The 25479-nt window shown below is 61.6% G+C and carries 20 protein-coding genes, 3 pseudogenes and 1 other annotated feature; of the genes and pseudogenes, 12 read left to right on the top strand and 11 right to left on the bottom strand.

Features of this window, described 5'->3' with window-relative positions; translation table 11 throughout:
• Nucleotides 1–240 precede the first annotated feature (240 nt).
• Nucleotides 241–1257 carry a hypothetical protein gene (locus AC56LG_RS06470; RefSeq protein ID WP_497165288.1) on the bottom strand — a complete coding sequence of 339 codons (1017 nt, stop codon included), beginning with the start codon at nt 1255–1257 and terminating at the stop codon, nt 241–243.
• Nucleotides 1258–2296: 1039 nt separating this feature from the next.
• On the opposite strand from AC56LG_RS06470, the gene AC56LG_RS06465 reads away from it, so the two are divergent.
• The 5 genes and pseudogenes from AC56LG_RS06465 to AC56LG_RS06445 all read left to right on the top strand — a co-directional run.
• Complete coding sequence (locus AC56LG_RS06465; protein ID WP_497165287.1) at nt 2297–3859, top strand: methyl-accepting chemotaxis protein; 1563 nt, start codon at nt 2297–2299, stop codon at nt 3857–3859.
• 218 nt (nt 3860–4077) lie between these two features.
• Nucleotides 4078–5020: pseudogene (locus AC56LG_RS06460) on the top strand (IS3 family transposase); the annotation flags it as partial.
• Nucleotides 4352–4483: a sequence feature (AL1L pseudoknot), on the top strand. Its footprint overlaps the pseudogene before it by 132 nt.
• Nucleotides 5021–5293: 273 nt before the next feature.
• Nucleotides 5294–6361, top strand: coding sequence for an IS110 family RNA-guided transposase (locus tag AC56LG_RS06455; RefSeq protein ID WP_497165286.1), 1068 nt, complete (start codon nt 5294–5296; stop codon nt 6359–6361).
• A gap of 16 nt (nt 6362–6377) precedes the next feature.
• Nucleotides 6378–6680, top strand: a pseudogene (locus AC56LG_RS06450) (integrase core domain-containing protein); the annotation flags it as partial.
• Between the two features lie 34 nt (nt 6681–6714).
• Nucleotides 6715–7011: pseudogene (locus AC56LG_RS06445) on the top strand (integrase core domain-containing protein); the annotation flags it as partial.
• Between the two features lie 317 nt (nt 7012–7328).
• On the opposite strand, the gene AC56LG_RS06440 reads toward AC56LG_RS06445, so the two are convergent.
• Together AC56LG_RS06440 and AC56LG_RS06435 are read right to left on the bottom strand one after the other, a co-directional pair.
• A complete protein-coding gene (locus AC56LG_RS06440; protein WP_497165824.1) occupies nt 7329–7733 on the bottom strand; it encodes an Imm50 family immunity protein in 405 nt (134 codons plus the stop codon).
• A 189-nt stretch (nt 7734–7922) separates the two neighbouring features.
• On the bottom strand, nt 7923–10649 hold the full coding sequence (locus AC56LG_RS06435; RefSeq protein ID WP_497165285.1) for an alpha-1,6-glucosidase domain-containing protein: 2727 nt from the start codon (nt 10647–10649) through the stop codon (nt 7923–7925).
• 208 nt (nt 10650–10857) lie between these two features.
• Here AC56LG_RS06435 and AC56LG_RS06430 point away from each other — a divergent pair, with 208 nt between their 5' ends.
• The 3 genes from AC56LG_RS06430 to AC56LG_RS06420 are packed head-to-tail and all read left to right on the top strand — an operon-like array spanning nt 10858 to nt 13832.
• Nucleotides 10858–11667 (top strand): quinoprotein dehydrogenase-associated SoxYZ-like carrier, encoded by an 810-nt coding sequence (locus AC56LG_RS06430; protein ID WP_497165284.1) that lies wholly within the window; start codon nt 10858–10860, stop codon nt 11665–11667.
• Nucleotides 11668–12579 carry a quinoprotein relay system zinc metallohydrolase 2 gene (locus tag AC56LG_RS06425; protein WP_497165283.1) on the top strand — a complete coding sequence of 304 codons (912 nt, stop codon included), beginning with the start codon at nt 11668–11670 and terminating at the stop codon, nt 12577–12579. It begins immediately after the preceding gene.
• A gap of 2 nt (nt 12580–12581) precedes the next feature.
• Complete coding sequence (locus tag AC56LG_RS06420) at nt 12582–13832, top strand: FCSD flavin-binding domain-containing protein (RefSeq protein WP_497165823.1); 1251 nt, start codon at nt 12582–12584, stop codon at nt 13830–13832.
• A 260-nt stretch (nt 13833–14092) separates the two neighbouring features.
• Here the strand turns inward: AC56LG_RS06420 and AC56LG_RS06415 are convergent, their stop codons facing one another.
• From AC56LG_RS06415 to AC56LG_RS06405, 3 genes are all read right to left on the bottom strand, one after another.
• A complete protein-coding gene (locus AC56LG_RS06415) occupies nt 14093–14266 on the bottom strand; it encodes a hypothetical protein (protein WP_497165282.1) in 174 nt (57 codons plus the stop codon).
• Nucleotides 14267–14279: 13 nt separating this feature from the next.
• Nucleotides 14280–14546, bottom strand: a complete 267-nt coding sequence (locus tag AC56LG_RS06410) for a hypothetical protein (RefSeq protein WP_497165281.1) — start codon at nt 14544–14546, stop codon at nt 14280–14282.
• A 145-nt stretch (nt 14547–14691) separates the two neighbouring features.
• Nucleotides 14692–16266: a POT-type proton-dependent oligopeptide transporter gene (locus AC56LG_RS06405; protein ID WP_497165822.1), complete on the bottom strand. Its 1575-nt coding sequence runs from the start codon at nt 16264–16266 to the stop codon at nt 14692–14694.
• Between the two features lie 281 nt (nt 16267–16547).
• Here AC56LG_RS06405 and AC56LG_RS06400 point away from each other — a divergent pair, with 281 nt between their 5' ends.
• On the top strand, nt 16548–18185 hold the full coding sequence (locus AC56LG_RS06400) for an alpha-glucosidase family protein (RefSeq protein WP_497165280.1): 1638 nt from the start codon (nt 16548–16550) through the stop codon (nt 18183–18185).
• A gap of 172 nt (nt 18186–18357) precedes the next feature.
• On the opposite strand, the gene AC56LG_RS06395 is transcribed toward AC56LG_RS06400, so the two are convergent.
• The gene (locus AC56LG_RS06395) at nt 18358–18816 is read right to left on the bottom strand and encodes a hypothetical protein (protein WP_497165279.1); all 459 of its coding nucleotides are present in this window, start codon (nt 18814–18816) and stop codon (nt 18358–18360) included.
• Nucleotides 18817–19073: 257 nt separating this feature from the next.
• Between AC56LG_RS06395 and AC56LG_RS06390 the strand changes: the two genes are divergently transcribed.
• The gene (locus tag AC56LG_RS06390) at nt 19074–20696 is read left to right on the top strand and encodes a methyl-accepting chemotaxis protein (protein ID WP_497165278.1); all 1623 of its coding nucleotides are present in this window, start codon (nt 19074–19076) and stop codon (nt 20694–20696) included.
• Between the two features lie 6 nt (nt 20697–20702).
• Here AC56LG_RS06390 and AC56LG_RS06385 read toward each other — a convergent pair whose 3' ends face one another.
• From AC56LG_RS06385 to groES, 4 genes are all read right to left on the bottom strand, one after another.
• Entirely contained in the window at nt 20703–21800 is a 1098-nt protein-coding gene (locus AC56LG_RS06385) for an NAD(P)-dependent alcohol dehydrogenase (protein ID WP_497165277.1), read from the bottom strand.
• Nucleotides 21801–21952: 152 nt separating this feature from the next.
• Nucleotides 21953–22372 carry a hypothetical protein gene (locus AC56LG_RS06380; protein ID WP_497165276.1) on the bottom strand — a complete coding sequence of 140 codons (420 nt, stop codon included), beginning with the start codon at nt 22370–22372 and terminating at the stop codon, nt 21953–21955.
• Between the two features lie 94 nt (nt 22373–22466).
• Complete coding sequence (gene groL, locus AC56LG_RS06375) at nt 22467–24113, bottom strand: chaperonin GroEL (RefSeq protein ID WP_497165275.1); 1647 nt, start codon at nt 24111–24113, stop codon at nt 22467–22469.
• A 45-nt stretch (nt 24114–24158) separates the two neighbouring features.
• On the bottom strand, nt 24159–24449 hold the full coding sequence (groES, locus tag AC56LG_RS06370) for a co-chaperone GroES (RefSeq protein WP_192049160.1): 291 nt from the start codon (nt 24447–24449) through the stop codon (nt 24159–24161).
• Nucleotides 24450–24871: 422 nt separating this feature from the next.
• On the opposite strand from groES, the gene AC56LG_RS06365 reads away from it, so the two are divergent.
• Together AC56LG_RS06365 and AC56LG_RS06360 are read left to right on the top strand one after the other, a co-directional pair.
• Nucleotides 24872–25129 carry a hypothetical protein gene (locus AC56LG_RS06365; RefSeq protein WP_497165274.1) on the top strand — a complete coding sequence of 86 codons (258 nt, stop codon included), beginning with the start codon at nt 24872–24874 and terminating at the stop codon, nt 25127–25129.
• Nucleotides 25126–25437, top strand: coding sequence for a cell division protein ZapA (locus AC56LG_RS06360; protein WP_497165273.1), 312 nt, complete (start codon nt 25126–25128; stop codon nt 25435–25437). Before AC56LG_RS06365 ends, AC56LG_RS06360 begins: the two co-directional genes overlap by 4 nt.
• Nucleotides 25438–25479 lie beyond the last annotated feature (42 nt).

Genomic DNA, 25479 nt, shown 5'->3' with positions numbered 1-25479 from the left:
GCGATTGCATGACTTACAGCCCCTACCCGCCTGTGGCCGTTCTCGGCCGTTCGCCTCAGCGTAGGAGGTTGCTGCGCCGGAAATTCACGGACTGCCGAAGGACCGGACCCGACTCATGGCGAACCAATAAGACTCCGATTTCGCTGAATGGCTAGCAACCTTTCAACTTCATAAAGTCCGCATTCGACCCAAAGCGGCCAGTCAGTTTTGCCGGAATCACTTCAAGTCACACATCTACGATTATGGCGAGGGAGCAACGTGTGCGATGAGCGTCGGTATCGCCCAGGCCGGTAATAGCGTTTGCTGGACGGTGCCGAAACTTGTCCGGCGTCCTTGTGCATTAAATTCTGGAAGAGCCCACGCGAGATCAGGTTTACTACGCTCCGCGATTGCAAGGCCAGAAGAGGGGGAGATAGCGAGGACGAACTCGGGATGCGCAATACCAAGTTGATTAAGTTCAAGTCGGATTGCGTTGTCCGGCGCATCCAGCCACAAGGCAAGTTGATGTGTATTCCGCAGCACATCGATACATGCCCTGGTTACGGCGGTTGAGGTTACGGCTGACGTAACACCACCCCCGGGGCCGAAGTAATGTTCCCCCTTATGCTCGACAACCGTCGTAATGCCGGCATTGCGCAGCTGCTTAATGTCATCAGAAGACTTCGGCCCAGACACTACACGCATACCTTTGACTCGGTATGGCTCCGCCTGCTCAGGCCATGAATCGATGAACTCCTTTAAAAGATCGTCCTGGGTCCACAAATCGCGCTCATTGTGGCTACGCACATCGATAAATGCTACTGCGTCATCATAGACCATCACGAAAAGCAACCAGTCCGACCGTTCTGAAAACCGCTCACCCGGCGCGATGGGGATGTTCGTCAAATGGAGGTGATGGATACGCCAATCAGCCCATAGTCCATCGGTCCTCCGCTGTTTCTTAGATGAACTAACGTCGTTACGGATCGTAGTTTTGCTGAGATACGGGTTAACGTCTTCCCCGCTGGCAAAGCGGGCTTCAATCGCGGATAGCGCATCATTGATCTCGGCAGGCAAGTTTGAAACGGGGAAACGCGACGATTTTTTAACGAGCCGAGGTTCTAGAGAAATGTGTCGCAACCGGTAATCCATCCAACGGTACATCGCTATGTCGTCCGCAGTTGTGCCTGTGGCCGTGTAGGTAAGGCCATAAGCACGCACAAGATCATGCGCAAGTTCTTTTATGTCCGTTTCGAACTGTTCTGCTGTTGTCTTCATCGTCGTCCTTCCGTCAATGCATTAGGTCGTTATCGCGCTGGCGCTCTTCGTAGACAAAAATAACCTACGATCATTTGTACCGCGAATGTCCGCTTGTGGCCGACAGGGGACCTATTGTAAGTCCGCAAACGACCCATCCCGGACGGACCAGAACGAGCCAACCTAATTGTTGAGTCTGTAGATTCGTTCGATTTCTGCAGGTGACAACTTCAGAAGGCATTGCTCTACAGCTGTAGACTCTATCGACAGTGGAAAATACATCGTGATGACTTCTCCGCCTAGCCGCGCCTCCGACGACTGAGACTCATGCGGTAGATCGCATTCGTCGCCAAGATAGTCGGAAATGAAATCGAAAAGCTCATAGTCGTCAACGACAAGGACACATCGAGCCTGCTCGTACATGCCAATCTGAATATGTGGAAGTAACTGTTTCATACGTGCCTCTACGGAGTAATTCCAAGCTAATGACGTCCGCTTCTGGCCGACTGCGGACCTATTGTAGCGTCTGCTACCGACCCATACCGGACATTCCGATGAATGCCGTGCTTATGTCGGCGCCGCGATAAGTTGTTAGAAATGTTGTTCGATTTGCATGAGGGGCGGGGACATCATTTCGCGTCCAGTTTGGGTCTCATGCAACCGAAGAAGTAGCCTTCAGCAATCCATCTGTAAAAGGTATATTCTTTTGTACAAACCTTCGAACGATCGCTGCACTCTTCCTGCCATGCCATGCCATGCCATGCCATGCCTTGCCTTGCCTTGCCTTGCCATGCCGTGCCATGCCGTGCCATGCCATGTCCAAGGATTCGCGGCGATTGTGCGCATCCTCCAAGCGCGCTAAGTCTAGCTCATCCAAAAGACAGAAGTCTGATGGCTCTGCGACGTAACCGTTGACGGGGAAATCATTTGCTTCTGGCGGAAGCCGCTTGACAAACCTGCATTATCTCAGAGTCGAACTGCGCCATCGCCCTAGCGGCAAATGTTTCCGCGCAAAATTTGTTGTTGTCTATAAGAATTTCTCTCGGTGCTGGGCGTATAAATGTTAATTTTGGATAATTTCCTGATAGCATCACTCAAATTCGATAAATTAGATGCTACTGGAACGAAGATGTCCCTCTCAAAAATGCCGAAATTCGCACGAGCTCATTACAAACAGGCTGACCGTCTCATGTTATTTATCCTCTGGGGATTGTTCCTGATGTCACTCGGTTTAGCAGCCACGCACGACACGATGAAGTGGGCGCTAATCATTGGATTTCCGGCGGCACTGATCCCGACGACGATGATTTTGAGCTCTGGTGGGACTCGCCTAACAGCCTCGGTCGTGGCGGTAGCGCTGATGGTGTTTGCAGGTCTGCACATTCACCAGACTGCTGGCCTGAACGAGCTGCACTTCGGTATCTTCGTGCTCCTTGCTTTTTTGCTTTGCTATCGCGACTGGATGGTCATTGTGGTTGCGGCGACAACGATTGCGCTGCATCACCTCAGCTTCAACTATTTGCAGGAGCTTGGTTACGGAGTGCGCTGTATGACGGAGCCAGGATTTGGACGTGTTCTTGTTCACGCTGCGTACGTTGTGGTCGAAACTGGCGTGCTGTGCTTCCTGGCGGTTTTACTTAAGCGCGAGACGGTGCAGGCAGCAGAACTGACAGCGACCGTGGCCGCCTTATCGGGCAAAGCCGGCGTAATTAACCTTCGTGGCGAGGGTCGCGAAGCAATGAGCCCAGCGGGAAGTGCACTCCAGCAGGCTGTGGGGTCAATACATGGGGCTATGAAGCGCGTTCATAGCGGCGTTGAAACGATTGCCGCCGCATCGCGTGAAATTGCATCTGGAAATCTCGACCTGTCCGAACGCACTGAGCGCCAGGCGAACTCGTTGCAAGGAACCGTGGCTTCAATGGAAGCGCTCACGTCGCGCGTGCGGCTGAACGGGGAAAGTGCGCGGCGCGCCAATGAGCTGGCAATCTCGGCATCGGGCGTGGCCGTGCGCGGTGGCGACGTGGTCGCGCAAGTGGTCGATACGATGGCATCAATCAATGACTCATCGAAGCAAATTGTCGAGATCATTTCGGTAATCGACAGCATAGCCTTCCAAACCAATATCCTTGCACTCAACGCGGCCGTCGAAGCGGCGCGAGCGGGTGAGCAGGGCCGTGGTTTTGCCGTTGTTGCGTCGGAAGTGCGCAGCCTCGCGCAGCGATCGGCTAGTGCTGCCAAAGAAATCAAAGAGCTGATCAGCGCTTCGGTTGGTCGCGTCGATGCGGGAACCCAACTGGTCGATCAGGCGGGTGGCACGATGCGCGAAATTGTCGACAGTGTTCGCCGCGTGACCGATATCATCGGCGAAATCAGCGCAGCGAGTGTCGAGCAAGAATCGAACATTTTGGAAATTGACAGCGCTATCAACGATATGGATACCTTCACGCAGCAGAACGCAGCGCAGGTTGAAGAGGCAGCCGCGGCCGCACGCTCGCTACAGGATCAGGCCGATGACCTAACTCGGGTAGTGGGCACGTTTGCGCTGGAAAGCAACTGTGGCTCGGCTGTTGGCGCCAGCAGTGTAGGTACCTTAGCGGGCATTAAGCCTATGCTGCTCGGTTAAGAGGCACGAAGCGGCGCGATCAGGACAATTCGGCCTGGCGCTACACCAGGTGTGATCGAGCATGCGACGTCGATCCCGCCCTTGTTCGACACATCTGGTATCAGCTCCAGATACTGGCGGAAGTCGGAGATCTCCTCGTCCGTGTAGCCCCGCGGTCGCGAGAACGGCTCCCAGTCGTTGCTTAGGTAGACAGCTCGTTCTTCGTTGATTCACTCCTTATGTCGGCTGATCTTCTCGGCGCGCGTGTCATCGAGCGCGCTGTACGCATGGTCGGCGAAGCCGGAAGCCAGTACGAGTCGCAGTGGGCCGCAATCACGTCGATCGCCGCCAAGATTGGCTGCACGCCGGAGAACTGCGTTGCCGGGTACGTCAGCAGGAGCGCGATACCGGACAGCGTCCAGGACCAACCACTGCCGAAGAGGAGCGCGTTAAGGCGCTTGATCGAGAGGTGAGCGAGCTGCGCAAGGCAAACGAGATCCTGCGCCTGGCGAGTGCTTTTTTTCGCCCAGGCGGAGCTCGGCCTCCACTTCAAGCCGTGAAGGCTTTTATCGACCGGTACCGCCATGCCTACGGTGTCGAGCCTCGCCGGCCGCACCGATCTGCAAGGTGATGCCGGTCGCGCCGTCGGGCTACTGGCGCCACGCTGCGCAGCAACGCAACCCGGCACTGCGCTGAGCCCGTGTCCAACGCGACGACGTGCTGAGCGTCGGCATTGAACGTGTCTGGCAGGCGAACCTGCAGGTCTACGGCGCGACAAGGTTTGGGGTCAGCTGCGGCGTGAGGGAACCAATGTGGCCCGCTGCACCGTGAAGCGCTTGATGCGCAAAGCCGGCCTGCGTGGCGTTATGCGAGGCCAGGTCGTGCCATGACTGTGGCTGATGCGAAGGCGCAATGCCCGCTCGACCGCGTCAACTGCCAGTTCAATGCCTAGCGGCCAAATCAGCTGCGGCCAGCGATTTCACCTATGTTTCGACTTGGCAGGGCTTCGTCTATGTCGCCTTAGTGATCGACGTCTTTGCCCGGCGCATCGTCGGCTAGCGCGTCAGCAGCTCGATGCGGACCGACTCGGTGCTCGACGCTCGGGAACAGGCGCTGTACGCGCGCCAGCTCGAACGCAACGAGCTGGTCCACCATAGCGACAGTAATAATGTTCATGCCAGCCATTCCTGGGTGATCTGACCCTCACAGCGATAGACCGATCTTGGAAGATCTGGTGCCGTGCCGCGTTCCCGGACGACCTGACCCGCACTCCGATCGACAGGACTCATTGTCTTTCCCCGGACCTGTCGGTCGCCCGGGAGTGTCTGCCGGCGAGGTTTCGCCTCGTCGATACATGTGACCCAAGAAGGGCCTGACGCTCTGTCGCTTTACTGTCTTGTCCAGGTATTTGGAGTGGCGGAATCGCTAACTTTTATCTAAAAGGAGCGGCAGGCCATGGATGAGCAACGAGTTGTGGTTGGTGGTGTCGATACCCACAAAGACTTGCATTTCGCAGCGGTGGTGGATGACCAGGACCGTGTCTTGGCCAACGAGAGCTTTGCAACGACGCGTCACGGATACAAGCAGATGCTGGCTTGGCTTCGTTCGTTTGGCGAGCTTGCTCGAATCGGTGTCGAATGCACGGGCACGTACGGCGCAGGATTGCTTCGTTATCTTCAGCATGCCGGCGTGACCGTGCTGGAAGTGACAGCGCCCGACAAACAGGACCGCCGCAAGCGAGGCAAAGACGACACGATCGACGCTGAAAACGCCGCCCATGCAGCATTTGCCCAGGTGCGAACCGTCACGCCTAAGACGCGCGATGGCATGGTCGAGTCTTTGCGCGTATTGAAGGTCTGCCGTAAGACGGCAGTTGCTGCCCGCCGAGTTGCCCTTCAACTCATTCAAAATTCGATCATTAGCGCACCGGACGAGCTTCGCGAATCGCTGCGTACGATGACCCGCATGCAGCTGGTACGGACACTGGCGGCCTGGCGCCCCGATTTGTCTGATTACAGAAATTTGACCTCGGCTTATCGAATTGCGCTCAAGTCGCTGGGGCGACGGTATCTAGAGCTGCATGACGAGATCGCCGATCTGGACGTCATGATCGCTAAACTCGTCGATGAGCTCGCGCCAGAACTCATCGCCCGCAATTCCATTGGATATGAATCGGCGGCACAGTTGCTACTGACGGCGGGCGATAACAGTGGGCGCCTGCAATCGGAAGCCAGCTTTGCCGCACTATGCGGCGTTAGTCCGGTCCCAGCATCCTCGGGGAAGGTGTGCAGGCACCGCTTGAACCGCGGGGGCGACCGGGCTGCGAATAGCGCCCTGCATATTGTCGCGATCGGCCGCTTACGAACCGACGCGCGCACAAAGGCTTACGTTGAAAAACGGCTCAGTCAAGGGCATTCCAAGCTCGAGGCTATCCGCTGTCTGAAACGTTACATTGCCCGCGAAGTCTTCTACATCATCCAACGACGACAACGTGAGATCAATTCGACCAAAATCTCCACTTGACACTTAGAAGGGCGTCAGGGGCTCGCAATATGTGTCAATTAAATACAGCAAGCGCTTGGCAGAAGCCGGCATCGAACCGTCTGTGGGCAGCAAAAGCGACAGTTATGACAACGCCTTGGCCGAGACCATCAACGGGCTCTACAAGGCTGAACTGATCCACCGCCGCGTTCCCTGCAAACAAGTGAGGCCGTCGAATTGGATACGCTGGAATGGGTGTCCTGGTTTAACCACCACCGACTGCTTGAACCGCTCGGCTACCGCCGGCCGAAGCTGAGGCAACTATTACAAGCAACTGAGCAGTCAAGCCATCCCGGTCTGACTCACACTAACCGGCCTCCACGAAAGCCGGGTAATTCATGTCGATAAAGTACAGCGAGCGCCTGGCAGAAGCCGGCATCGAGCCGTCTGTGGGTAGCAAGGGCGACAGTTACGATAATGCACTGGCCGAGACGATCAATGGGCTCTACAAGGCTGAACTGATCCATCGCCGTGCTCCCTGGAAAACGCGTGAGGCCGTTGAACTGGCCACACTGGAATGGGTGTCTTGGTTCAACCACCACCGACTGCTCGAACCACTCGGCTATATACCGCCAGCCGAAGCTGAGGCAAACTATTACAAGCAACTGAGCAGTCAAGCCGTCCAGGCCTGACTCATACTAACCGGCCTCCACGAAAGCCGGGGCGATTCAAACCGTTGAAAGAACCCCCACAACCCGAACATTCCGCCAAAGAGCACAACCATGATAATCGTGTTGAATCGGCTATCGCGCTTTTCGAATACCCGCTTGCGCTCAATAAACTCAGCTCTCGTCATGACTGGACCTAACGTAAAATTCACTCAAAAAGTAAGGAGCAAATGCACCTCGAAGATCGTGCATTATGAAGTCGTCGAAGGCCCGCTTCTGGCCGATTGCAGACCTATTGTAGCGTCCGCTTCCGACCCAGAGCGGACGTATGAACTCGATGGCTATCTCCGGTACCAATCTCGCGGTTCCTCAAAAATACTAGAGTCAAATGGATACAGGTCAGCTTTCACGTACCCATACACGAGTTCAAGCTTAAACATGGGGTTTGAAAGCGAGAAGTGACTGCCAGGTCGGAATGATGCTGTTACGTCGAGATTGCCTTCATGGCCTCCTCCTACGATTGAGAGCTGAGCTAAATCGTAAAATGACAGCCTCAGCTGGACGCTGTCGCACCCCCTTGTGATCCATCTCGTTGGGCTGCCCGCTGGAAGATCCGAAAAATTCAAGCTGATATACGCAGCACCCACCTGGTTGAGCACCAGCTGTGCCAGGACCAAATTGTCGAGCGCAGGCACCTCACCACCAAACGTATTATTGAGAGCGACGTTATTGTTCAGGTACTCCATCCAGTTCGGTGGGTCTTCGTTCATAACTCGACAAGTGTGTTTAGCGATTAGAGCGCCATAGCCATCAGCTCAAGTGGGCAGTCCCGCCCCTGATCGAACGTCCGCTCCTGGCCGATAGCGGACAATTAACAAGCCGAGTGTACGAGCTTGTTGCTATCGGAGCAAGCAAGTGGCTTTCTACAGATGTTCCTAGTCCTCGACAAACACCACCGCCGTACGCGGCGGGATGCTGAAGCCCCCCGTCGCCGCATCGAAGCGCGCCTCCGCCGCGCGCTTGTCGCCGGCCGCCGCGGCAGTGTGTACCGGATGCAGCCGCAGGCGTTTGCCGCGCGCCACGTCGTCGGTAACGACGTGCGCCACCTTGTCGACGTTGATGAAGTAGCGGATGCCGGCGAACCCTGCGCCGGCATGGCCGCGGCCATCGAGGTGGGCGGCAATCACGGTCGGTTCCTGCCCCGGCCCGACGTTGAAGAAGCGCAAGCGCTGCGCCACCTCGTCGGCGGTGCGCAGGCGGAACAGCGTGGAGCTGGCGCGGATCGCGAGCAAGTCGCGGAAGGCGTCGCGGGCGAAGGCGATGTCGGCTGGGGCAGGGCGCAGTGCCGGATTGGCGAGCAGCGGCGCGAACAGCGGCCAGTCCTTGGCATTGTCCGGCGCCGGCGGCAGGCCGGTGCCGAAATGGTTCGTTCGATAAGTCCAGTCGAGGCGATTGAACCAGTCGCCGGAATTGAAGCTGTTGCGGTCGAGGGACTTGGAGCGCAGGATCTCCGAGCCGGCGTGGAAGTAGGCCACGCCCTGGCTGAAGGCGGTCGTGGCCAGGCCCAGCACCTGCACGCGCGCGCGCTCGGCGGTCGAAGTGTCGATTGGGAGCTTGAGCGCATTGGCGTCGTACAGCGTCTGGTTGTCATGGTTCTCGACATAGTTGACGGTCTCGCCGGGCGCGCTGGCGTAGCCGGCCGGCTGGCCGCCGTAGTCCATGTCTTCCAGCTTGCGCGTGACGCCGTCGAAGTTCAACAGCGGATAGCTGCGCAGCGTGCCGGCCAGGCCGACGCGGACCAGGTCGGCGGCGCGCAGTAGCTCGCTGCGCGGACGCGCGCCGGCCTGGGCGTTGGCGTCGTAGACCAGGCCATTGATGTAGCCCTGCTGTTTGACGACTGCATCGCCGGAGTCGCCGGCGCCGCCGCCGCGCACGGCGTCGCGGGTGCGGTCGCTGAAGGTGCCGATGCCGCTGCCGTTCAGCGACAACTGGGACGCCTGCACGAAGCGCGCACCGTTGGCGACCTCGCCGAAATTCCAGCCTTCGCCGATCAGTTGTACGTGGCGTCCACTCGCCTTGTTGACGGCCGCCTGCAGCCGCTCCATCGTCGCGCGCGGCTGGTGGCCCATCAAATCGAAGCGGAAGGAATCCATGCGGTAGTGCTGCGCCCACAGCACGCTCGAATCGATCATGAGCTTGGCCATCATCGCGTTTTCGGTGGCGGTGTTGTCGCAGCAGGTCGACTGGATGACCTTGCCTGCGTCATCGAGCCGGTGGTAGTAGCCGGGCACGATGCGGTCGAGGACCGACTTTTCCTGCTGGCCGGCGGCGAAGGTGTGGTTGTAGACCACGTCCATGCCCACGCGCAGGCCGGCGCGGTGCAGGTGCATGACCATCTCGCGCAGTTCGACGATGCGGCGCGCGCCGTCGGCCGGGTCGCTGGCGTAGCTGCCTTCGGGCGCGTTGTAGTGGTACGGGTCGTAGCCCCAGTTGTAGCAGTCGGTGTGCGCGGTCTGCATCACCAGCGCCTGCTGCTCGGCGCTGGCGGCACCGCCCTTTGGCGCGGGCCGTGCACATGCCCGCTCGGGCACGCTGGCGATGTCGTACACGGGCAGCAGGTGGATGTCGGTCAGGCCCGCGCGCGCCAGCATTTTTAGATGGCGCATGCCGTTCGAATCGGCTTCGCCAAAGGCGCCGTACTTGCCGCGTTTTGGCGCCGGCACGCTGGCGTCGTCGCGCGAAAAATCGCGCACGTGCAGCTCGTAGACCGTCATGTCGGCCGGCGTCTTGACGGTGGCGGGGGCGCGGTGGGCGTCCCAGCCTTTCGGTTTGAGAGCGGGGGAGTCGAGGTCTGCGATGTAGCTGCGCGTCGAATCGGTCGTCAGGCTGACGGAATACGGGTCGGTGACGCGGTTGCGTACCAGGCCGGTGCCGTCGGCGATCACGTCGACCAGGTAGGTGTAGTAGCGGCCGGAGAGGTCGGCGGGCAGCTGTGCGCGCCAGGCGCCGGTGCGGGTGTCGGCTTGCAACGGGTGGATGGCATGGGCACGGCCGGTTCCCTTGTCGTAGATGCAGACGGCGACCTGCTGCGCGGTCGGCGCCCATAGGGTGAAACCGGTGCGGCCGGCGCGTGGCGTGGCGCCCAGGTCGGAAATAGCTTGCGCGGCGGCGTACAGGTCGTCGAGCGCGCCGGCCGCCTGCAGGCGCGTGGCCGCAAGGACGGTGCCGTCTTCGGCTTCGCGCACCAGCACCAGCTGCTCGCGGTGCAGCGCCGCGAGGCGCGGCAGGTCGGCATCGTCCACGGCCAGCACCGGGCCGGCCCCAAGGTACTTGAAACGCTGCGCTGCCGGCGCCGGCACCGGGGCCGTATGCAGCGCCAGCGCCAGCGATCCCGCCGCGCCGCGCACCCTGGCGCCGGCCGTGGCTTCGATTGCGCCGGTGGGCGAGTGGTAGAGGCGAAAGCGGCCGACGCTGGCGCTGCCGGGCCAGGTTACTAAGCGCCGGTCGAGCCAGACGGCGCGCGCTTCCAGCCTGGCCGGTGCGGCGTGCAGGACGGTGGCGAAGGAGGGGGCGTCGCAGGCTTGCAGGGGAATCGCGGCAAAGGCAGGGCAGGCGAGGGTGGCAGCGGCGGCAAAGGCGATGGAGCGGATGGGTTGCGTCATGAATCGGCTAGTGGTCGTAATTTAGCTACGGCGGCAGGGGCAAAGCCTCAAGGATAGCGCGAATTGCTAACGGCGCTGATGTAATTTTACTAGCTGACCTGCCTGATTCATAAATATGATTTATACAACGGATTTCATGCGCTATAGTCATACTACGAAACCTTCGGACATGAAATCGGGTATCCACACACGGATAAAGGTGGAGTTGATGAACACTCGTCTTCAATGCATGCAGGCTTTTTGTAGCCTGGCAGCCATCGCCATGTTCGCTTGCCCGCAAGGCGTGCTGGCCCAGGAGGCCGCGACGTCCTGGGCGGCATTGCAGAAATCCTACTTCCCCGGCAAGACACTGGAGCCGGCGCCGTTCGTGCGCCTGACGGCCCCATCGCGCGCGGCAAGCGGCGAGCAGGTGCCGTTCGCCTTCAGTATCGATCACCCGATGACGCCGCAACGCTACATCAAGTCGGTCACCGTGATCGTCGATGCCAATCCGGTGCCGCTGACGGGGGTGTTCCACTTCAACCCGAATAGCGGCAAGGCCGAACTCGCCACACGCATCCGCTTCGAATCCGATTCGCCGGTGCACGTGATCGCCGAAGCGAGCGACGGCAAGTTGTATGTGAACGAAGTGACCGTGCGCGCCTCCGGCGGCTGCGGCGGCCCGGCCTCGGGCGACGTCGCGGCGGCGATGGCGGCGGCAGGCAAAATGAAGATGGCGCTCGACGGACCGTTCAAGCCCGGTGAGGTCAACAAGGCCAGGCTGCTGATCAAGCATCCGATGTATACCGGCTTGCAGCGCGACCTGGTCACGCATGGCTTCCGCCCGGCCTTCTTCATCGACAGGATCGACGTCACCTATAACGGCAAGCCGGTCATGACGGCGGACACGGCGATCGGCATCAGCGAAGACCCGTCGCTCCAGTTCAACTTCGTCGCCGACCAGCCCGGCGCGCTGCAGGTCGTCATTCGCGACAATGCGGGCGGGAGCTTTCGCCAGTCGCTGAGCGTCGGGGGTTAGATGCGCTTGCTCATCGCGGCCTGGCTGCTGCTTGCCGCACAGGTGGCAGCGGCGCCGTTGCAGGTCGAGCAGGTGGCGCCGGGCGTGTACGTGCACATTGGGCAGCACAAGGATTTCGAGGATGGTTACGATGGCGATATCGCGAATATCGGCTTCGTCGTCGGCAGCGAGGCGGTGGCCGTCATCGATACGGGCGGCTCGTATGCGGTCGGCCTGGCCTTGAAGGAAGCGCTGCGCCGCGTCACGCGGCTGCCGGTGCGCTATCTGATCAACACGCACGGCCATCCGGACCACGTGTTCGGCAACGCCGCGTTGATGGATGCCGACCCGCCACCGCGCCTGATCGGCCACGCCATGCTGCCGCAGATGCTGGCCGCGCGTGGCGACACCTATCTGCGCAACCTGAACAAACAACTGGGCGCCGCGGCGGACAAGAGCAGGGTAGTCGCCCCGACCGAGACGGTGCGGCAGCGGCTGACGCTCGACCTGGGCGGCAGGACGCTGGAATTGACGGCCTGGCCGAACGCGCATACGAACAACGATCTCACCGTGTTCGATGCGGCCAGCGGCGCCTTGTGGACGGGCGACCTGCTCTTCATCGAACGCACGCCGTCGATCGATGGCGACGTCAGCGGCTGGCTCGCTGTGATGGAGGGATTGGCAAAGATAGAGGCTGGCGTGACCATTCCCGGGCACGGCCCCGTCACCCGCGACAAGAACGGCGCGCTGGCGCGGCAGCGCGCGTACCTTTCGACCCTGCTGCAGGACGTACGCAGCAGCATACGCCAGGGCAGGGACATGACGGCGACGATGGCCACGGCAGCGGCCTCCGAGCGGGCGCGCTGGCAGCTGTTCGAGGTCGTCAACCGGCGCAACGTCAACCTGCTGTATCCGGCCCTGGAATGGGAATGACCATGCGCCGGCGCGATTTTCTCGCACTGGCCTTGGCCGGATCGGCATCGTTCCCGGCGGCCGCGGCCAAGAGCGGCCGCGCCAGCCTGGGACGCGTCGTCGTAGTCGGCGCGGGTTATGGCGGCGCCACAGTTGCCCGCTACCTGCGCATCCTCAGCGGCGGACGCATCGAGGTGATCCTGGTCGACCAGAGCGACGCATTCATCTCTTGCCCGGTCAGCAACCGCGTGCTGGGCGGCCAGCGCACGCTCGAGCAAATCACCTTCGGCTACGACGGGCTGCGCCGACACCATGGCGTCCAGTTCATGCGCGGCGGCGTGACCGCGATCGATGCCGACAAGTCGCGCATCGTGGTCGCCGGTAAAAAGCTGGCCTACGACCGGCTGGTCGTCGCGCCCGGCATCGATTTCATCTACGACGCTTTCCCGCAGCTCGCCGCCGCGCAGCAGCAGATTCCCCATGCCTGGAAGGCGGGGCCGCAAACGCGCAACCTGCAGCGCCAGCTGATGGCCATGCGCGACGGCGGCGTGTTCACGATCGTGGTGCCGGCGCAGCCGTACCGCTGTCCGCCCGCGCCCTACGAACGCGCCTGCCAGGTGGCGTTCTATCTCAAAATGCACAAGCCGCGCTCGAAGGTGGTGGTGCTCGACGCGAATCCGGTGATTACCTCGAAACGCGTCCTGTTCGAACGCGCATGGCGCGACCTGTACCCGGGCATGATCGAGTACATGCCGGGCAGCGAATTGCAGGGGGTGGAGGTGGTCACCAAAACCGTCCGGACCGCGTTCGACACGGTGAGATCGGATGTGCTCAACATTATCCCGCCGCAGCGGGCCGGCCGCATCGCCCAGGATGCCGGCCTGGCGACTGTCGAGGGGCGCTGGTGCGCGGTTGACTTCCTCAGTTACGCGTCAACGGTGCTGCCGCGCGTGCACGTGATCGGCGACGCGATCGATGCCGGCCTGCCCAAGTCGGCGCACATGGCCAATGCCCAGGCCAAGGTCTGTGCGCGCGCCATCGTCGACCTGATGCTGGGTGGCGCGCCGGACCCGGCGCCGGCCTTTGCCAACACCTGCTACAGCTTCGTCGACGACCGCCAGGCGATGCACATCTCGACGCTGTACCGCTACGATGCGGCGAAAAAGAGCATGCAGGCCGACGGCCCCGGCTTCCTCTCGTCCCAGCCATCGGCGCAGGAAGGTGGGGATGCCGATGCGTGGGCGCGGCAGATCTGGGGCGACGTGCTGACTTAACGGCCCGCCTCCCTGCTCCGAACCTTGCTGCACTGCCCGCGTTTCGTTCATCGTAGGGTGGACTCTTGAGTCCACGCGGTACTACTGATGCATATCGAAATGGACCGCGTAGCCCCGGAACGCGTATGTCAAGGGCTCTTGCCAGCCCTAGGGTGTGCAAGGGCACGACCGCGTGGACTCGAGAGTCCACCCTACACATCGCGGATCGCGAGCAGTGCGGCAGGGCTTGACTGAACCGAATCAGGGCCGGCGCTGAACGCTCATGGCGATGTCTTGACCGCCAGCTTCTCCTGCTTGTGCTGCTTGTACAAAAACAGTCCCCACGCCGCCGAGGCAAGCAGCAAGACCACGCTTGCCGCATCCACGCCGACGTTGACGCGCACATCTACCTTAACGTCTTTCATATCCTCCCTTTCATGTGTGGTGTTGATCATCCGGCGCGGCGCATCATTTCCTGGTGTTCGCCGGCGCTGCAGCCTGTTGCGAAGCCGCCGCGGCGGCAGCCTGCTGCTGTTCCTTCTGCTTCTTTTCCTTCTTCTTTTCGGTGTGGTGGCCGACCGCACATCCGATCGCGGCCCCGGCGACACCATGCTTGCCGGCGACGTGGCCGGCCACACCGCCCACAACGGCTCCCTTGACGCAGCCGGCATTGGCCGTACCGGCCGCCAGCAGCAGGGCGGTGGCGACCGCCGCCAGCTTCGATTGTGCACGCATGATTGTTCTCCTTTTGTCGTCAGTGCAGTCCACACTAACGGTTTCGTCGGCGCAGGACAGTTCGGCCTTTAACATTGCGGTGACCTCGAAGCAGACGAAAAAAAACGCCCGCAGCGCGGGCGTTTTCAGGAGAGTAGCCGGCGTATCAGGCCTTGACCGGCGCCGGCGCATTCGCACCCGCCGTGCTGCGGTAATGATCGACCATCTTGTAGCGCTTCGCGTACAGCCCGAACGCGAGCGCGGCAAGGAGCGCGAAGGCGGCGAAGAAGTACATCTGGAAGGCGATCACGCTCACGCCCGATCCGGCAATGGTGCCGAGCACGGCGTCGTTCTTGACCGCGGCGTTCACCACCAGCACCCACAGGTTGCCGACCGTGACGGCCAGGCTCCACAGGGCCATGATGGCGCCCTTCATCGAGGCCGGCGCCTGGCTGTAGGCGAATTCGAGGCCGGTGGCCGAGACCAGCACTTCGCCCATCGTCAGCAATGCATACGGCAGGATCTGCCAGGCCATCGAGGTCGGCGTGCCGGCATCCATCGACACCTGGATGGTGCCGATCACCAGCCACGACAGGGCCGAGAAGGCGATACCGGCCGTCATGCGGCGCAGCGCGGTCGGCATGAAGCCCATCTTCTGCAGCAGCGGGAACAGCACCAGGTTATTGAAGGGGATCAGGATCATCACCAGCAAGGGATTGAGGGCCTGCATCTGCGCCGGCAGCAGGGTGAACTCGTTGCCGAAGATGGAGAAGGTGGTGATCATCGAATTGGCCTGGACCACCCAGGTCGAGGCCTTCTGGTCGAACAGCGACCAGAACGGCGTCACCAGCGAGAACACGACCAGGATGCGCAGCACCGCGCGCACGCCGTCGACCGCTTCGTCGGGATGCAGACCGCGCGCACGTTCCAGTTGCATCGACGTCCCGAGGCCGCCAAAGGCGAGCAGCAGCACCAGCGCAGTACAGGCGGCGATCACGAAGCCCCACTGGGGCGACATCGCCAGCGACACCACGGCGCCCACTACGCCGATCATGGCGACGGTGAGACCAGGCCGGCCCTGGCCCGGCGCCTGCGCCAGCAGTGCGCTCTTTGCCACCTTCGTAAACGAGTGCGGCGTGGCGCCGGCGGGCGGCACGTGCACGTACTTGCGGCGCCCGCTCCAGAACACGATGGTGGCGATGAACATCATCACGCCGGGAATGCCGAAGGCGACGGCCGGTCCGTAGTTTTTCAGGAACAGCGGCATCAGCAGCGAGGCGAAGAAGGAGCCGAAGTTGATGATCCAGTAGAAGGCATCGAAGACGATCTTCGCTTTACCCTTATTCGTCTGGTCGAACTGGTCGCCGACGAAACTCGACACCAGCGGCTTGATGCCGCCCGAGCCGAGCGCGATCAGGCCCAGGCCGAGGTAGAAGCCCTGGACGTTGTCCTCGAAAATGGCGAGGCAGGCGTGGCCGGCGCAGTAGACGAGGCTGAGCCAGAAGACGGTGTTGTACTTGCCGAAGAAGCGGTCGGCCAGCCAGCCGCCCAGCAGCGGGAAGAAGTAGACGCCGATGACGAAGGTGTGGAACACGTGCTTGGCTTCGCCGGTGCGCTCGGACTCCGGCAGGAACAGCAGCAGGGTCGAGATCAGGAAGGGCGTAAGGATGTTGCGCATGCCGTAGAAGCTGAAGCGCTCGCAGCCTTCGTTGGCGATGATATAGGGGATCTGGCGGGGCATGCGCCCTTGGGAGTCGGTCGGTAGTGGCTGGCTCATGGACGCATCCTGGAATAAATGACACGCGATCCTATGACGCCCTTGCGGTCTTTGCAACCAGAAAATATGCATGCCTGCGGGGTGTTCGTAGTTTTCCTACTTGATGGGCAAGGGATGCAAATATTATTTGCATCCAAGTCGTTGAATGCAAAGGAAATATGCCGTTTATCGAGCAAGTTCCGCAGATTGTAAGATCGCAAAACCTGCTGTATATTGCGTAAAAATCACCAACCGGATCCCATGTCATGACCCAGGCCCAGACTCAACCCGTGCACAACAACGACTGGTGGCGCGAAGCCATCATCTACCAGGTTTACCCGCGCAGCTACCTCGATACCAACGGCGACGGCGTGGGCGATATTCCCGGGATCACCGCGAAACTCGACTACATTGCGAGCCTGGGCGTGAACATCGTCTGGCTGTCGCCGTACTTCAAGTCGCCGATGAAGGATTTTGGTTACGACATCTCGGACTACTGCGACGTCGATCCGCTGTTCGGCACGCTGGCCGACTTCGATGCGATGATCGACAAGGCGCACGCGCTCGGCCTGAAAATCATGATCGACCAGGTGATGGCGCACACCGCCGATGCGCACCCGTGGTTCGCCGAGAGCCGTTCCAGCCGCGACAACGCGAAGTCCGACTGGTATGTGTGGGCCGATGCTGCCCCGGACGGCAACCCGCCGAACAACTGGATGTCGGTCTTCGGCGGCTCCGCCTGGCAGTGGGACACGCGCCGCAAGCAGTACTACATGCATAACTTCCTGGTCAGCCAGCCGCAACTGAACTTCCATAACCCGGACGTGCAGCAGGCCCACCTGGCCGCGCTGCGCTTCTGGCTCGCGCGCGGCGTCGACGGCGTGCGCATGGACGCCTGCAATTACCACTTCCATGACACCCAGCTGCGCAGCAATCCGCCGGCGCTGACGCGCGACACGGCTTCGGTCACCGACGTCAACCCGTACGGCATGCAATCGCACATCTACGACAAGACGCGCCCGGAAAACATCGCCTTCCTGCAAAAGATCCGCGCGCTGCTGGACGAATTCGGCGCCGTGTCGATCGGCGAAGTCGGCGCCGACGATGCGCTGGCCTGCATGGCCGAGTACACGGCCGATGGCGACAAGCTGCACATGGCCTACAGTTTCAACCTGCTGACGCCGCAGTTCACGGCCGCGCACATCCGCACGCAAGTGGAAGAATTCGAAGCGCGCGTCAAAGGTGGCTGGGCCTCGTGGTCGGTCGGGAACCACGATGCGATCCGCGTGGTGACGCGCTGGAAGGGGGAGAGTGCGCCGACGGCCTTTGCGTCCATGGTGCTGGCGATGCAGCTGTCGCTGAAGGGCACGCCGTGCCTGTACCAGGGCGACGAGCTGGCGCTGCCGGAAGCGGACGTGCCGTATGAGCTGCTGCAGGACCCGTACGGCATCACCTTCTGGCCCGAGTTCAAGGGCCGCGACGGCTGCCGCACGCCGATGCCGTGGACGAACGCGGCGCCGAACGCCGGCTTCACCACCGGCACGCCATGGCTGCCGGTCGCGGTGCCGCACCTGGCGGCATCCGTATCGCAGCAGGAGTTCGACCCCGCCTCGAGCCTGAACGCGGCGCGCCGCATCATTCACTGGCGCCAGAACCTGCCGCAGCTGACGCGCGGCGACATCTCCTTCTTCGACGCGCCGGAACCGGTGCTGGCGCTGCGCCGTACCCTGGAGGGAGAAGCGACCGTGCTGGCCGCGTTCAATCTGTCGAATGCGCCGGTGACGATCGACTGGCCGGAGACGGCATCCGCGCAGGACCTGGCCGGTCATGGCTTGCCGGGCGAAGCGTCGAATGGGCAGGTGACGCTGCCGGCTTATGGCGCGTGGTTCGGAACAGTCGCTTAAAGAAGTAGGGTGGGCACTTGTGCCCACGCGGGATCACGCCATGCGGCCACGCGGCCTTTACATCGTCGTCGACGCATGCGTTGGCATGTTGGTTTGGTGTTCGATTGCGCTGCCGTTCGACCGCGTGGGCTCGAGAGCCCACCCTACATTACGCGTCTGCCGATAGTACTTTTCAATCCAGCGACTTGGTCTCGACGCGGCGGATCCCGCGCCGCCAGTCGTCCAGCGACACCACCGTGTCGCCCGCCGTGTCTTCGACCAGGATCTGGTCGCCGCTGCGCGCGACCAGGAAACTCTCGCGCCGGTGGACCTTGTCGGCGCGGTTCTCGACAAAACTCAGCTGCCAGTATTCGCGGCCATTGATGAGGCGTGGCGTCTGGTCGTCCTCGATGACGGCGCCGTGCGCCTTGCCGCGCGAGCGCTGTTCGATCTCCGCGGACCAGCTTTTGATTTCCGGCAGCGCCAGCAGCGCAGCCATCGCCTGTTCGCGCGTCACCGCCGGTTCGGCAGGTTGCCGGACGACCGGCTTGGCCGGTTGCGGCGCCGGGGCGGGCGGCTGTCGGTCCTTGCAGCCGGCGAGCAGAAGGGCAGTCAGCAGGGAGCCGGCCAGCAATACAGCGCGTGACATCATGGTAAAACCTCGTGAAAAACGAGACGCCATACTAGCCGATGTGTGGTTACCGGGCAATCTCGGCCCCGGCATGGGGCGCTGACGTGGAGCCATCGGGATGCTTCGCAATTGTTGCCGCAAGCCAACAATTGAATATATGCGTAGAATTGATGGGCTAGCATATAGTAATTAATAAAAACTATATCAGCCATTCGCTCTCCGCATGCCTGGCATGGTCCGATGCGCCCGATCCCACCCAACGAACACAAGTACACGCAATGAATCTGTTATCGAACATGAAGATCGGGCAGCGCCTCGCGCTCGGCTTCGCCGTCGTCCTGTCGCTGTCGATCGTCATCACGGTCATCGGCATCCTGAAGCTGAACGCGGTGGCCGACGCCGCCGAAGAGATGCTCGACCAGCCGGTCAAGAAGGAACGCATGATCAGCGACTGGGCCGCCAACATCGCAGTGGCCGTGATCCGCACCTCGGCCATCATCAAGAGCAGCGACGCCTCGCTTGCCGACTTCTTCGCCAAGAACACGGCCGAGACCAATGCCAAGGCGTCGACCTACCTGAAGGAGGTCGAACAGCACCTGTCCACGCCTGAAGAAAAGGACGTCTTCGCGAAAATGCTCGCGCTACGCGGCGCTTATGCGGGTGGACGCGCGGAAGCTGTGCGCCTGAAAAGCGAAGGCAAGGCGGAAGAAGCCATGCAGGTGCACGACAAGGTGTACATCCCGGCGGCCGAAGCCTACCAGGCCAATATCGCCGCCCTGGTGACGCTCCAGCGCAAGCAGGTCGACGATCTGCGTGGCGAGATCCAGCAGGTCAAGGCCGAGAGTCGCCGCACGGTGGTCCTGCTCGGCGTCCTCAGCGTCGCCTTTGGCGCCCTGTGCGCATGGTGGCTGACGCGCTCGATCACGCGGCCGGTGCAGGCTGCGGTGGCGCTGGCGCGGCGTGTGGCGGCCGGCGACCTCGGTTCGCGCCGCCAGGCCACGGCGAAGGATGAAATCGGCGCGCTGCAGGATGCGCTGGCCGACATGAACGATAAATTGCTCGGCCTGGTTGGCGGCATCCGCAACGGCGCGCATGCGATCGCCACCGCGTCGTCGCAGATCGCGGCGGGCAACCTCGACTTATCAAACCGCACCGAGCAGCAGGCCGGTTCGCTGGAAGAGACGGCCAGCTCGATGGAAGAGTTGACCTCGACCGTGACCCGGAACGCCGGCAACGCGCGCCAGGCCAGCGTGCTCGCCACCTCGGCCAGCGAAGTGGCCGGCCGCGGCGGCGCGGTGGTGGCGCAGGTGGTGCAGACCATGGCATCGATCAACGCGTCCTCGAAGAAGATCGCCGACATCATCGGCGTGATCGACGGCATCGCCTTCCAGACCAACATCCTTGCCCTGAACGCGGCGGTGGAAGCGGCGCGCGCCGGCGAGCAGGGACGCGGCTTCGCGGTGGTGGCAACCGAAGTGCGCAACCTGGCGCACCGTTCCGCGGCGGCGGCCAGGGAAATCAAGGTGCTGATCGGCGATTCGGTGACGGAAGTGGACCAGGGCGCCAGGCTGGTCGACCAGGCCGGCGCGACGATGAGCGAGATCGTCGGCAGCGTGCGGCGCGTGACCGACATCATCGGCGAGATCACGGCCGCGACCGACGAGCAGAGCGCCGGCATCGGCCAGATCAACGCAGCGATCAACCAGATGGACCAGGTGACGCAGCAGAACGCCGCCCTGGTGGAAGAGGCGGCGGCCGCGTCGAACGCCATGCACGAGCAGGCCGGCCAGTTGCTGCAGGCGGTCAGCGTGTTCAAGCTGGCCGACGCGGAGCAACCGGCGCCGGCGCGTCTCGACAAGCCGGTGGCGCGGCCAGCCGCGCTGCGTGCGCGCCTGGCGTAAGCTGCCTTACCGCTCGTGCGCGATCTCTTCCTTCAGCGAGGCCATGTCGATCACGTAGCGGAAGCGCACGTCGCCCTTTTCGACCTTTTTGTAGGCATCGTTGACGTCCTGGATGCGGATCATCTCGATTTCCGGGCCGATGCCGTGCTCGGCGCAGAAGTCGAGCACTTCCTGGGTCTCGGCCAGGTTGCCGATCAGGGAGCCGGCCACCGAACGCCGCATCTGCGCCATTGACATGTTATCCAGCGGCGCCAGCGGTTCCAGCGCGCCGACCACGCACAGCACGCTGTCGCGCTTGAGCAGTTCCACAAAAGGATTCAGGTCGTGCTTCTCGGGGACGGTCGAGAGGATGAAGTCGAAGCTGGTCGCCAGCTCCTCGAGTGCCTTGCTATCCTTCTCCAGCACTGCCTTGAAGCCGAGCTTTTGCGCTTCCTCGATCTTCTCCCTGGTGGTGGTGAACAGCGTCACCTCGGCGCCCATCGCCTTGGCGATCTTGGCCGCCATGTGGCCCAGGCCGCCCATGCCGATCACGCCGACCTTGTCGCCCGCCTTGACGCCCCAGTGCTTCATCGGCGCATAGGTGGTGACGCCGGCGCACAGGATCGGCGCCGCCACTTCCGGTTTCAAGGCGGCCGGGATCTTCAGGACGAAGTCTTCCTTCACCACCAGCAGGTTCGAATAGCCGCCGAAGGTGTTGTCCTTGCCGTAGATGTTCTCGCCGGCTTTCGCCTTCGGCACCATCGGGCCGTTGTAGGTCGCCAGCCAGCTGTTCGGGCTGCCGCAATAATTCTGGTCGCCGCATCGGCAGGCGTCGCACTGGCCGCAGCTGTCGACCATGCAGCCGACGCCGACCAGGTCTCCGACCGCATGGCGCGTGACCGCCGGCCCGACCCTGGTCACGCGGCCGACGATTTCGTGGCCCGGCACGCAGGGATAGACCGTGTTCGACCATTCGTTTTTCACCTGGTGGATGTCCGAATGGCAGACGCCGCAATACAGCACGTCGATTTCGACCTCGTGCGCGCCCGCTTCCTCGCGCTCGAATTCGTAGGGTTTCAGGCGGCTGAAGGAGTGCTTCGCCGCATAGCCGGTGACGTTGATCATTATTCGCTCCTTGGTTGGGAGCGGGGACGATAGGCCGATGATGCAGCCGCGTCTGTTAGTTCACGCGCTCAGGGCGCAGGCGGGGTGTATTTGACGTGCGTGGAGCGCGGCTGTTCGCACGGCGGGCATGCCCGCCGGGGTTAAATGACCCGTTAGCCCAGCTGTAAACCGTTTTCCTCGCACCATCCCGCCAGCGCCGCGCGCGTCTGCGCCTCGCGGAAATCATGCCAGCGGTCGGTCAGCCCGTGCTCCTCGATCAGCTTGCTGAAACGTCCGTAAGCACCGGCACGCTTGAATATCTGGCGGACGTTCGCGACATCGTCCGGCATCGCCGCGTCGGCGAAATCGAACACCAGCTGGATTCCGAGGTCGAGCGTGCGCATATCGGGCACCTCAACGTAGCGCTCCGAGGTATCGATATCCTCGGGCAAAGATGGCAGTTCCTCGCCCCCCATCTCCCACCGTACGTGTACTTCGCCGGTATCGAGTGATACCCAGGCCTCTGCGCCGGTATCCGGCTCCGACACCATCAACACCGCGTCTTCCAGATCTTCTGCATTCACAACAGCCATCGTCTTCTCCCAAAAGTAAAAAGCCCGCAAGGCGCGAACCGTGCGGGCTTTTATCAAGTGCGTCAGGACGCCGGCGAACCGGCGCGACGGCAAATTACATCATGCCGTCCATACCGCCCATGCCGCCCATACCACCCATGCCGCCCATGCCGCCGGCTGGCTTGTCTTCGGCAACTTCCGAGACCATGCAGTCGGTGGTCAGCATCAGGCCGGCGATCGACGCTGCGTTCTGCAGGGCCGAGCGGGTGACCTTGGCTGGGTCCAGCACGCCCATTTCGACCATGTCGCCATAGGTGCCGTTGGCGGCGTTGTAGCCGTAGTTGCCCTGGCCGGCCAGCACGCCCGAGACGACGACCGATGCTTCTTCACCGGCGTTCTGGACGATCATGCGCAGCGGCTCTTCCATTGCGCGCAGGACGATCTTGATGCCGGCTTCCTGGTCAGGATTGTCGCCGGTGACTTGCAGGTTGGCGCGGGCACGCAGCAGGGCGACGCCGCCGCCTGGCACGATGCCTTCTTCGACGGCTGCGCGGGTCGCGTGCAGCGCGTCTTCCACGCGTGCTTTCTTTTCCTTCATTTCGACTTCGGTGGCAGCGCCAACCTTGATCACGGCAACGCCGCCGGCCAGCTTGGCCACGCGCTCTTGCAGCTTTTCGCGGTCGTAGTCCGAGGTCGCTTCTTCGATCTGGATACGCACTTGCTTGACGCGCGCTTCGATCGATTCGGCAGCGCCGGCGCCGTCGATGATGATGGTGTTTTCCTTGCCGACTTCGACGCGCTTGGCCTGGCCCAGCTCTGCCAGGGTGACTTTTTCCAGGGTCAGGCCGACTTCTTCGGCGATGACCTGGCCGCCGGTCAGGACAGCGATGTCTTCCAACATGGCCTTGCGACGGTCGCCGAAGCCTGGGGCTTTCACGGCAACGGTCTTCAGGATGCCGCGGATGTTGTTGACGACCAGGGTCGCCAGCGCTTCGCCTTCGATGTCTTCGGCGATGATCACCAGCGGACGGCCGGCTTTCGCTACTTGCTCCAGTACCGGCAGCAGGTCACGGATGTTCGAGATCTTCTTGTCGCACAGCAGGACGAACGGCTGGTCGTGGATGGCGACTTGCTTGTCCGGGTTGTTGATGAAGTACGGCGACAGGTAGCCGCGGTCGAACTGCATGCCCTCGACGATGTCGAGTTCGTCGTTCAGCGACTTGCCGTCTTCGACGGTGATGACGCCTTCCTTGCCGACTTTTTCCATCGCTTCAGCGATGCGCTCGCCGATCGAGTAGTCCGAGTTGGCCGAGATCGCGCCGACCTGGGCGATTTCCTTGGTAGTGGTGCATGGACGGGCGATCTTCGCCAGCTCTTCGACGGTGGCAGCGACTGCCTTGTCGATGCCGCGCTTCAGGTCCATCGGGTTCATGCCGGCGGCAACGAACTTCATGCCTTCGCGCACGATGGCTTGTGCCAGCACGGTCGCGGTGGTGGTGCCGTCGCCGGCGTTGTCGCTGGTCTTCGAAGCGACTTCCTTGACCATCTGCGCGCCCATGTTCATGAGCTTGTCTTTGAGTTCGATCTCTTTCGCGACCGAGACGCCGTCCTTGGTGACGGTCGGAGCGCCGAAGGCGCGGTCCAGCACGACGTTGCGGCCTTTAGGACCCAGGGTGACCTTGACTGCATTGGCGAGGATGTTGACGCCTTCAACCATCTTGGCGCGCGCTGCGTCGCCGAAAATTACTTCTTTAGCTGCCATTTTTTGTTTCTCCGTTATGTCGTGAGATGTTCTGAGGGAGGAGGATTACTTGACCAGCACGGCCATGATGTCTTCTTCACGCATCACCAGCAGTTCCTGGCCGTCGACTTTGACCGACTGGCCCGAGTACTTGCCGAACAGGACGCGGTCGCCGACCTGGACTTCCAGTGCACGGACTTGACCGTTTTCCTGGACTTTGCCGTTGCCGACGGCGAGGATCTCGCCCTGGTCTGGCTTCTCGGCAGCTGCATCAGGGATGATCAGGCCGGAGGCAGTCTTGGTTTCCTGGTCGAGACGCTTCACGATAACGCGATCGTGCAGTGGGCGAAGGTTCATGCAAAACTCCTTTATTCAGTGGTTTGGACTAGCGTTTGTTTGCTTCGATATCCGCCTCGCGGTATGCGCTGCGGCTTTGAAAGAGTTGTTAGCACTCTCAACTAACGAGTGCTAATTATAGGGACGACATCAGGGTATTTCAAGCGGCCATGTTGCAAAATAAACTGCGTCGGTTTGATCGTGCTCAACGTATGCAAGCAGGGTGATGTGCTCCGCTAGTCTTTGCGCAGGCACAAAGCGGAGAGACTAGCATTGAATGGACAGGGCTTGACGCACTGTTGGGAGGTAATTGAGCAAGATCAAAGGACTGTTTGAAACGGTGGAGGAGGGTGCTGGAGCGCCCCCGCACGCCCTCTGGAACGCCATCTTGCCAAACACGCTATCCTGTTGACTGTCAAACCTTATCCAACCTATAGTACCGAATGATTTCCGAATTCCAAGACTTATCCGACAAAATCGAGCGGCTCGCCGAGCTGGTCGGGTCGCTGCGCAGCGAAAATGCGCACCTGCGCCAGACGAACCTGGTGCTCAACGAGGTCAACATGGCGCTCGTCGAACGCCTTGTCGAAGTCCAGCACAAGGTCGAAGCAGTCATCGAGCAATTGCCCGCGCCCGAATCCGACGCTGAAGCGGATGAAGCGAACGACGCCGTACCCATCGAACCCGAGGCCGCCCGATGATTTACCTGGATGTGACGATCATGGGCCAGCCCTACCGCCTGGCCTGCAAGGAGGGCGAGCAGGCGACGCTGCGCGACGCCGTGCGCTATCTCGACGGCAAGATGACCGCGCTGCGCGACTCCGGCAAAGTCAAGGGCAACGACCGCATCGCCGTCATGGCCGCGCTCAGCGTGGCCGCCGAATTCCTGTCGGTAAAGTCGCCGCAAGGTCCGCTGTCGGACATGACGATGCTCGAAGTGAAACAAAAACTGGAAGCGATGCACAGCGTCCTCGACCAGGCCCTGGCACAGCAAGAAAATTTGCCGTGAGCGGCCAAATTCGTTTGACATGACGGTTCAAGCGAGTAAACT

Source organism: Telluria sp. ZB2R32 (assembly GCF_059685715.1).
Note: the sequence above shows the minus strand (reverse complement) of the source record. Positions and strands in the feature narration are given on the sequence as shown.